This window comes from Arthrobacter sp. RT-1 (assembly GCF_003367205.1).
Lineage (GTDB): Bacteria > Actinomycetota > Actinomycetes > Actinomycetales > Micrococcaceae > Arthrobacter.
This window is the reverse complement of record NZ_QRGQ01000040.1, coordinates 213,099-221,634: the sequence shown is the minus strand read 5'-3', so window position 1 is coordinate 221,634 and position 8,536 is coordinate 213,099. Positions and strand designations below refer to the sequence as shown.

Here is an 8,536-nt window from a genome sequence, read left to right as displayed (position 1 = left end):
GGTCGTGGTCCTGGCCCTGAACCTGGTCTCGGTCAAGGTCTTTGGCGAAATGGAATTCTGGTTCGCCCTGATCAAGGTCGCCGCCCTGGTCATCTTCCTCATCGTCGGCACCTACTTCGTCATCTTCGGCACCCCCGTGGACGGCCAACAGGTCGGCTTCAGCCTCATCTCCGACAACGGCGGAATCTTCCCCAACGGCCTGCTGCCCATGATCATCCTCATGCAGGGCGTCCTGTTCGCCTACGCCTCCATCGAACTGGTCGGCACCGCCGCCGGCGAAACCGAAAACCCCGAAAAAATCATGCCCAAGGCCATCAACTCCGTGGTCTTCCGCATCGCCGTGTTCTACGTCGGCTCCGTCATCCTCCTGGCCCTGCTGCTGCCGTACACCTCCTACGAAAAAGGCGTCAGCCCCTTCGTGACCTTCTTCGGCTCCATCGGCATCCAGGGCGTGGACGTCATCATGAACCTCGTCGTCCTCACCGCCGCCCTGTCCTCCCTCAACGCCGGGCTCTACTCCACCGGCCGGATCCTGCGCTCCATGTCCGTCAACGGCTCCGCCCCGCGCTTCGCCTCCCGGATGAACAAAGCAGGCGTCCCCTACGGCGGCATCGCCATCACCGCCGGCGTCTCCCTCCTGGGCGTCCCGCTGAACTACCTCGTCCCCGCCGACGCCTTCGAAATCGTCCTCAACGTCGCCTCCGTCGGCATCATCATGACCTGGGCCACCATCGTCCTGTGCCAGATCCAACTCAAACGCTGGGCCGACAAAGGCTGGCTCAAACGCCCCTCCTTCCGCATGTTCGGCGCCCCCTACACCGGCTACCTCTCCCTGCTCTTCCTGGTAGGGGTCCTGGTCATGGTCTTCATCGAATCGCCCCTCACCATGCTCGTCACCGCCATCGCCTCCATCCTGATGGTCTTCGGCTGGTACGCCTGCCGCAAACGCATCCGCGACATCGCCGAAACCCGCGAAGGCTTCACCGGCATCTCCCCGGTGGTCGCCAACCCGCCGGCGGAGACGTTCAAGAAGTAGTGCACGCCGGCTAACACGCCGCAACGCCCGACGGCGGCACCTTTGGTTCTGGAGCTACAGAACCTCAGGTGCCGCCGTCGGGGTTTTAACGGGAATCGCTGTTATCGCTACTTATGCCATGAGGGCTCCACCACCATCGCCGAACCGCCGCCGCGCCTTGTTGGTTCGGCTGCAGCGACAGTACGCCCGTCCGGCAGGAACTCAATGGCCGTGGCGGCGCCGAGCTCGGCAACTGAGCTGAAGGCCGGGTGTCCGTACTGCTTGAGCTGGTCACCATAGGCGGCAATGAATGCCGGTTCCGCCTGTGGGGTTGCCGAGTTGCGTTGTGAGGCGCGGGGCGCAGCAAGTGCGTCAGAGATGCTCATGCCCAGGTCGATCCGGTTGATCAGCGTTTGCAGCACCGTAGTGATGATCGTTGCACCGCCCGGCGACCCGAGCGCAACGAACGGTTTGCCGTCCTTCAGCACGATGGTGGGCGACATGGAGGAGCGTGGACGTTTACCCGGTTCGATGCGGTTCGCATCCGTGGGGTTGGCGGGGACATTGAAGTCCGTCAGTTCATTGTTCAGGATGAAGCCGCGACCGGGGACTACGATGCCGGACCCGCCGGTCTGCTCGATGGTGAGGGTGTACTCCACCACGTTGCCCCACTTGTCGGAAACGGTGAGGTTGGTGGTTGAAAGCCTCTCAGTATCCGTTTGGTTGCTCTGTGCAGCGGCCGGCAGATCGCACACGCCATTGTAGGAAGAGACGTCTCCGGCTGGCACCGGCTTCGGCGCCGCCTTCAACGGATCAATTTCGCACGCCCGTTCCTTGCCGAAGACCGGGTCGAGGAGTTCTTCCATAGGAACGTCCACGAAGGCAGGATCGCCAACATACTTGCCGCGGTCGGCGAAGGCGAGGGCGCTGGCTTCAAGGTAGTGGTGCAGGACCTTTGGCTTGTCGTTGGCAAGAGCGGGAAGGTCGAACACCTCCAGGATGTTCAAGGCCTCCCCGACGGTCGTGCCGCCACTGCTGGAAGGTGCCATGCCGTAAACGTCATAGCCGCGGTAGTTCACGTGGGTGGGGTCCTGGTCGAGGGCCTCGTAGTCATCCAGGTCTTCAGTGGTCATGACGCCTGCAGGTCCGGGCAGGGTATTCGGATCCGGGTTTGTCGGTGCGTTCCGGACGGTGGAAACGATTTCCTCCGCAATCGGGCCTTCATAAAAGGCGTCCGTCCCTTCCTGGCCCAGAACACGATATGTCTCCGCCAGGTCGGGGTTATTCAGGACGGAACCGACTACGGGAAGCTGTCCTCCGGGGAGGAAAAGCTCCACAGTCGCGGCGAACGGCCTGAAACGCTCATCGTTTTCATCTGTCTGCTGGCGGAATGTCTCGTCCACCACAAAGCCGTCCGTTGCTACTTCAATGGCGGGCTGCAGGGTTTCGGCGAGGCTGAGGCTTCCCCAACGGTCCAGCGCCCGCTCCCAGGTTGCCGGGGTACCGGGTACCCCGACGGAAATTCCGCTAGTTGCCTGCTTTGTGAATGGGTACGGCTCGGTCGTGCCAGGTTTAAGGAAAGCATCTGGAGGCATGGCGGCCGGTGCGGTCTCGCGGCCGTCGATGGTGCTGACCTTGCCCCTCTTCGCGTCGTAGAACACAAAGTAGCCGCCACCGCCGATGCCGGCGCTGTAGGGTTCGGTGACGCCGAGGGTGGCGGCTGCGGCGACTGCGGCGTCGACGGCGTTGCCACCCTTGCGGAGGATTTCGATGGCGGCGGCGGAGGCGTCCGGGTCAACGGTGCTGACGGCGCCTCCGTAGCCGGTTGCTGTAGGCCTTTTTTCGACGTTGTCGGCCTGCCGCGGATGGGCAGAGGCCGGGCTCGCCAGCGCTCCAGTGGTCACGCTCATCGCCAGCGCCGCCGTGACGGCACCGAGCCGGCGTCCCAGATGTGGCATGGTTGCTCCTGATTGGGTTCGGGTGAGGTGCGTCACACGCTACTCCTCGCCCCCTGTACTCTCAACGGCTGCGCCTACCCCTGCTGCATGCCTTCGGAGCTGACGCTCCGTTGTCGTACAGGTCTGTCCTCTTGACGTGCGTGGGGTGCGGGTTTATTCTCGGCCCCATCCTGCCGTTCAACGTTCAAGGGGGAGCGCCAGCAGGGCACGTTTACTGTTCGTCCTGGCTCCGTCAGTTGCCACAGGACGTGTCCAGGCGCACCGGTCAAGGAGGACCGCGATGAGCAATCCGGAAGCAAAAATTGTCGTAGGTGTGGACGGCTCCGATTCCTCGGTCCAGGCCCTGCGACTGGCCGCCCGGCTGGCGCCCGCCCTCAACGCGCGAGTCCATGCTGTGGCTTGCTGGGATTTCCCGCAAATCTACGCTGGCTACGTTCCGCCCGACTTCGACGCATTTGAAGCAGCCGCGCGGCAGACCTTGGCCGAGGCTCTCGGCAAGGCGTTCGGGCCGGATGCCTCCGTAGAGATTACTCAGGCTATAGTCCGCGGCCCGGCGCCGGCCAAACTGGTCGAAGCCGGCGCGGACGCCGCACTCCTGGTGGTGGGGCGCCGCGGGCACGGCGGCTTCATCGGCATGCACCTGGGGTCGGTGAGTTCAGCATGCGTTTCGCACGCCGCCTGCCCTGTCCTGGTGGTGCATGCTGACAGCAACCACCGGCCCCACCATCTCTGGAGAGGCTCCAAGGGCAAGGGCGCCGCGAAGCTCTAGCCCCCGAACCTTCCTGGCGTAATGCAACGCCCCTGCAACTCCCGGCTGGAGCCGATCCCCTATGCTCAGCAGAGTGCCCCTCTGCGCAGGCGCCCGCAGGAGTGGCACTAACTGCGCAGTTCAACGTCGAACCATTCGGGAGAAACAGCATGACCAACTGGCGGATCAGGGATTTCCACTCCTCCGACCTTGACGGGATCCTGCACCTCTGGGAGACCCTGAAGGCAAGCAACGTGGAACCCGTCTATGCCCTTTCCGAGGTCCTGGCATCCTGCGAGAAGGACCACGCCGTGGTGGCGGTGCAGGGCGACCAGGTGGTGGGTGCCGCCGTCGGACGCGCCGCGCACGACCAGGGATGGATCGTTTTCCTCGCCACCCTGCCCGAATACCGCGGCCGGGGGATCGGCACCTCGCTGCTGGCCGCCGTCGAAAACCGCATGGCACCGCACGGCCTCAACAAGCTCTCCGCACTCATGCCCGAATCGGAAACCCGCGTGGAGGCATTCCTGGGCCGCGGCTTCGCCCTGAAGAAGAACCTGCGCTACTTCGAACGGACCATTCCCGTCCAGCGCCAGGAACTCGGCGCCCTGGGCCAGCTGGGCGGCCGCGTCCTCGCCCGCGATCTCTGGGAAAACGTGGCCGGCATGCGCAAGGAGAAGGAACTGCTCGAACGCCGCCTGGTGCTCCCCCTGGCCGAGGCCGACCTCGCCGACGAATTCGGTGTGGTTCCGCCCCGCGCCGTCGTACTTTTCGGCCCGCCCGGCACCGGCAAGACCACCTTCGCCAAGGCCATCGCCTCCCGCCTCGAGTGGCCCTTCGTGGAAGTCTTCCCCTCCCGGCTCGCCGCCGATCCGCAAGGCCTGGCCGGCGCCCTCCGCGAGACCTTCCTGGAGATCGCGGAGCTGGAACATGCCGTGGTGTTCATCGACGAGGTGGAGGAAATCGCGTCACAGCGCTCGGGTGAGCCGCCGTCCCCGCTGCAGGGCGTCACCAACGAACTGCTCAAGATCATCCCGGCCTTCCGCGAACAGCCCGGCCGCCTGCTGGTCTGCGCCACCAACTTCATCCGCGCCCTGGACACCGCCTTCCTGCGCCACGGCCGATTCGACTACGTCATCCCCATCGGCCTGCCGGACCGGCAAGCCCGCGAAGCGATGTGGCAGCGGTTCATCCCCGCTCCCGTGGTGGACGCCGTTGATGTTGACCTGCTGGTGGAGCGCACCCAGGGCTTCTCGCCCGCCGACATCGAGTACGCCGCCCGCAGCGCCTCCCAGCGCGCCTTGGAAAAAGCAGTGTACGACGACGGCGGGCTGGCCTCCGGAGGGCAGCTTTCCGTCCGGGAGGCGGTCCGGAAAGGCCCCGCCACCCAGGACTACCTCGACGCCATCGCCGAAACCCGCACCACCGTCAGCGAGGAAGTCCACCAGGACTTCCTCGAAGACATCGACGCCCTGGGCCGCGTGTAAGGCAGTAACGTGTGAAGCATGTCCTCCAACCCCCTCCGGCATGCCATGGCGCGCATGGGCGGCCGCGATCCGCACGAAAAGCACCGCGCGGCCACACCGCTTGAACTCTTTTTCGACCTGACCTTCGTGATCGCCTTCGGCGTTGCCGGCAGCCAGTTCGCCCATGAAATCGCCGAAGCGCATTTCGTTGCCGGCCTGATGGGGTTCTCCTTCGCGATGTTCGCCGTCATCTGGGCGTGGATCAACTTCACGTGGTTCGCCAGCGCCTACGACACCGATGACTGGATCTTCCGCGTGGTCACGATGGTCCAGATCGTTGGCGTCCTGATCCTTGCCATGGGAATCGAGCCCATGTTTTATTCCCTGGTAGAAGGCAGGCATGTGGACAACGCGGTGATCGTGGGCGGCTACGTGATCATGCGGCTGGCACTGGTTGCCCAATGGCTGCGCGCAGCCAGGCAGGATCCGGCCCGCTGCGAGACATGCCTGCGCTACGCGAAATACCTTGCGCTGGTGCAACTCGGCTGGATCGCGGTGCTGATCATCGAGGCGGACGTTCCCACCACGTTCTTCATGATTGTGCCCCTGATCGTCCTGGAGATGTCCACCCCGTACGCCGCCGAGCGCAAGGCCCGGACACCCTGGCACGCCCACCACATTGCCGAGCGGTACGGGCTGCTGGCCATCATCGCTTTGGGTGAATGCCTTATCGGTGCGATCGAGACGCTCCGCGCCATCGTGGCCAACCACGGCTGGAGCGTGGACGCCGCGCTTGTTGGCTTTGGCGGCACAGCCCTGGCTTTCGGCATGTGGTGGATCTACTTCATGCTTCCCGCCGGACGTGCGCTGCACCTGCGGCGCCACCGGTCATTCCTGTTCGGTTACGGCCACATGCCGATCTTCGCCGCGATTGCCGCCACCGGCGCCGGTCTGCACGTGGCGGCGTACTTCATCGACCACGAGGCCCACATCAGCGGCGCCGTGGCGGTGGCCAGCATCGCGGTTCCGGTGGCGCTGTTCAAGGGCTCACTGACCTGGCTGTACAGCGTGATGGTGGGCCCGGACCGCACCGTCATCACTGTGGCGGCAGGTGTGCTGGCGGCGCTGGCCGCATCAGTTGGCATGGCGGCGGCAGGAGTTTCCGTCCCGGTATGCCTGCTGGTGATCGTGCTGGCGCTCGGCATGTCGATCGTCATCGATGAGCGCCGCGGTTCCGACCGGCTGCATCACGCGCTGGAGAAGCTGGAGACTACTGCTCCCCGCCCGTCCTAGCGTCCAGCGCCGCCCCACCCGCGGCATCCGGCTCCCCGTAGGACAGGTTCTCGTAGTCCGTGGTGTCTTCCTCATCCAACTGGTCGTCCAGCTCCTCGAGCAGCCACGGGTTCACGCGCGCCAGGATCTTCCGGACCTCCTCCACCTCCACGGCCGCGTACAGCACGGGACGGGCATCCCGGTACTTCGTGACCGGCGGCTTGTCCGGCCATTTTTCGGCCAGTGCCTGGACCCGTTCGGGCAGTGAGTTGTGGGCGTTGTCCGCGATCTTGACCAGGGCGGCGTCGTGGTGCTCTGCGATCTCGCGGATCCCGGCCTGGTAATCGTCCGGGTTCTCGTGCAGCCGGTTGGTGACGCGTTCGATAATCTCCACGGCCCGCTCGGACACGCCCATATCCAACAGGGCCTGCCGTGTTATCGGGGTGTCCTCGGCAATGTCGTGCAGATATCCGGCAATCCGGATGTCGTCATCGAAATCGGCAAGGGCATCACCGACGGCAAGGACGTGGTCCTTGTACGGGCGCTTGAGCTTGTCCTTTTGCCGGTTGTGGGCCACCTCGGCGAGGACCTTTGCGGTCTCAACCGTGAATCTGGGCGCCGGGCTCTGCTCCGCGGCATGCTGGTCTGACATGTCCTAAGCCTAGGCTGAACCGGCCGCCGAGGCTCACACAGCACCAACGGTTCCGTGCGATGCTACTGCTTGCCGTACTTACGGTGGACCGCCTGCTTGCTGACTCCCAGGCAGAGCGCGATGGCCTCCCACGAGAGGCCGGCCTGCCTGGCGCTCCGTACCAGCGAGGATTCCGTCCGGTGGACTTCCTTCTGCAGCTCGGCGATTGCCCGCAGCGCTTCCGCAGGCCCCATTCCATCCATCGATCCGACCAGTGTCTTCATCCGGTCCACCTCCATGCCGTCAACATTAGTTGACGAACGTCTTGGCGTCAACAAAGGTTGACGCCGGATCCTGGTTTATGCGCGGCCCGCTTTAGGCGGACCAGATCCACGGCTTCCGGGGGAGCATGTCAGGATCGAACGAATTTAAGGCATGCTCCAGCGTTCCGGCCTGCAGTCCGAGCGATGTGAGCAGCCGGTCGCGGACGGCGGCAACAGGGATACCTGCGCGGGAAAGGTCGCCCAGCGTCACCGCGCCATCGCGCTTGGCCAGGCGGGCGCCGTCGGTATTCACCACCAGGGGGACATGCACATATTCCGGAACGGGAATATTCAAGAGCGATGCGAGGTAAGCCTGCCGCGGCGTGGACGGGAGGAGGTCGTCGCCGCGGACCACCTGGTCGACGCCCTGCTCGGCGTCGTCCACCACCACCGCCAGGTTGTAGGCGGTGACACCGTCATTGCGCCGCAGCACGAAGTCATCCACTACCCCGGCGAATGTGCCGTGCAGGCGGTCCTTGACGGTGTACTGCTGCACATCGGAACGCAGCCGGACGGCGGCCGGCCGGGTGGCACGCTTGAACTCCAGCTCGGCCGGATCGAGGTTCCGGCAGGTCCCCGGATACGCCCCCTGAGGTGCGTGCGGAGCGGACGGCGCCTCCTGGATTTCCCGGCGCGTGCAGAAGCATTCATACGTGAGGCCGGCGTGGTGCAGGCGCGTAATGGCGTCAGCGTAGAGCTGGCCGCGGCCAGTTTGCCGAACCACTTCACCGTCCCAGGTCACGCCGATGGCTTTCAGGTCCCGCAACTGTTCCACTTCCGCCCCCGCCCGTGCCCGGTCCAGGTCCTCGACCCGCAGCAGGAAGGTGCGGCCTGTGGAACGGGCGAAGAGCCATGCCAGGATGGCCGTCCGCAGGTTGCCCACATGCAGCTCGCCGGACGGACTGGGGGCGAATCGGCCGGCGGAGGTCATGGATCCAGCCTAAGGGGAACAGCACAAGAGCCCCTCAGCTACCGATGCCTTCGGAAAATCCGACGATCGGTGGCTCAGGGGCTCTTGCCGTGGGGTGCGGAATGACGATGCGTGAACAAGAGTCAATCAGCGGCGGCTTCCTTGCGGGAAGCGGGGTGCAGCGCCCGGGTGGTGTGCCGGAAAGCCTGTAGC

Annotated in this window: 8 protein-coding genes; 4 read left to right on the top strand and 4 right to left on the bottom strand. The window is 65.0% G+C overall.

Annotation, left to right across the window (positions count from 1 at the left end; genetic code table 11):
• Positions 1-1,036, top strand: a 1,036-nt coding sequence (locus DXK94_RS19210; protein ID WP_147294407.1) for an amino acid permease, incomplete at its 5' end; no start/stop codon positions are given.
• Between the two features lie 107 nt (positions 1,037-1,143).
• Here DXK94_RS19210 and ggt read toward each other — a convergent pair.
• A complete protein-coding gene (gene ggt, locus DXK94_RS19205; protein WP_115526140.1) occupies positions 1,144-2,973 on the bottom strand; it encodes a gamma-glutamyltransferase in 1,830 nt (609 codons plus the stop codon).
• Positions 2,974-3,253: 280 nt separating this feature from the next.
• On the opposite strand from ggt, the gene DXK94_RS19200 reads away from it, so the two are divergent.
• The 3 genes from DXK94_RS19200 (at position 3,254) to DXK94_RS19190 (ending at position 6,480) form a co-directional block, all read left to right on the top strand.
• On the top strand, positions 3,254-3,742 hold the full coding sequence (locus DXK94_RS19200; protein WP_115526139.1) for a universal stress protein: 489 nt from the start codon (positions 3,254-3,256) through the stop codon (positions 3,740-3,742).
• Between the two features lie 149 nt (positions 3,743-3,891).
• The gene (locus DXK94_RS19195; RefSeq protein ID WP_079597983.1) at positions 3,892-5,208 is read left to right on the top strand and encodes an ATP-binding protein; all 1,317 of its coding nucleotides are present in this window, start codon (positions 3,892-3,894) and stop codon (positions 5,206-5,208) included.
• An 18-nt stretch (positions 5,209-5,226) separates the two neighbouring features.
• Entirely contained in the window at positions 5,227-6,480 is a 1,254-nt protein-coding gene (locus tag DXK94_RS19190; RefSeq protein ID WP_115526138.1) for a low temperature requirement protein A, read from the top strand.
• Here the strand turns inward: DXK94_RS19190 and DXK94_RS19185 are convergent.
• The 3 genes from DXK94_RS19185 to gluQRS all read right to left on the bottom strand — a co-directional run bounded on the left by DXK94_RS19185 (position 6,458) and on the right by gluQRS (position 8,344).
• Positions 6,458-7,111: an HD domain-containing protein gene (locus DXK94_RS19185; protein WP_115526137.1), complete on the bottom strand. Its 654-nt coding sequence runs from the start codon at positions 7,109-7,111 to the stop codon at positions 6,458-6,460. The genes DXK94_RS19190 and DXK94_RS19185 overlap by 23 nt on opposite strands.
• Before the next feature lie 62 nt (positions 7,112-7,173).
• Positions 7,174-7,389, bottom strand: coding sequence for an AsnC family protein (locus tag DXK94_RS19180; RefSeq protein ID WP_115526136.1), 216 nt, complete (start codon positions 7,387-7,389; stop codon positions 7,174-7,176).
• Positions 7,390-7,465: 76 nt separating this feature from the next.
• Positions 7,466-8,344: a tRNA glutamyl-Q(34) synthetase GluQRS gene (gene gluQRS / locus DXK94_RS19175; protein ID WP_115526135.1), complete on the bottom strand. Its 879-nt coding sequence runs from the start codon at positions 8,342-8,344 to the stop codon at positions 7,466-7,468.
• Positions 8,345-8,536 lie beyond the last annotated feature (192 nt).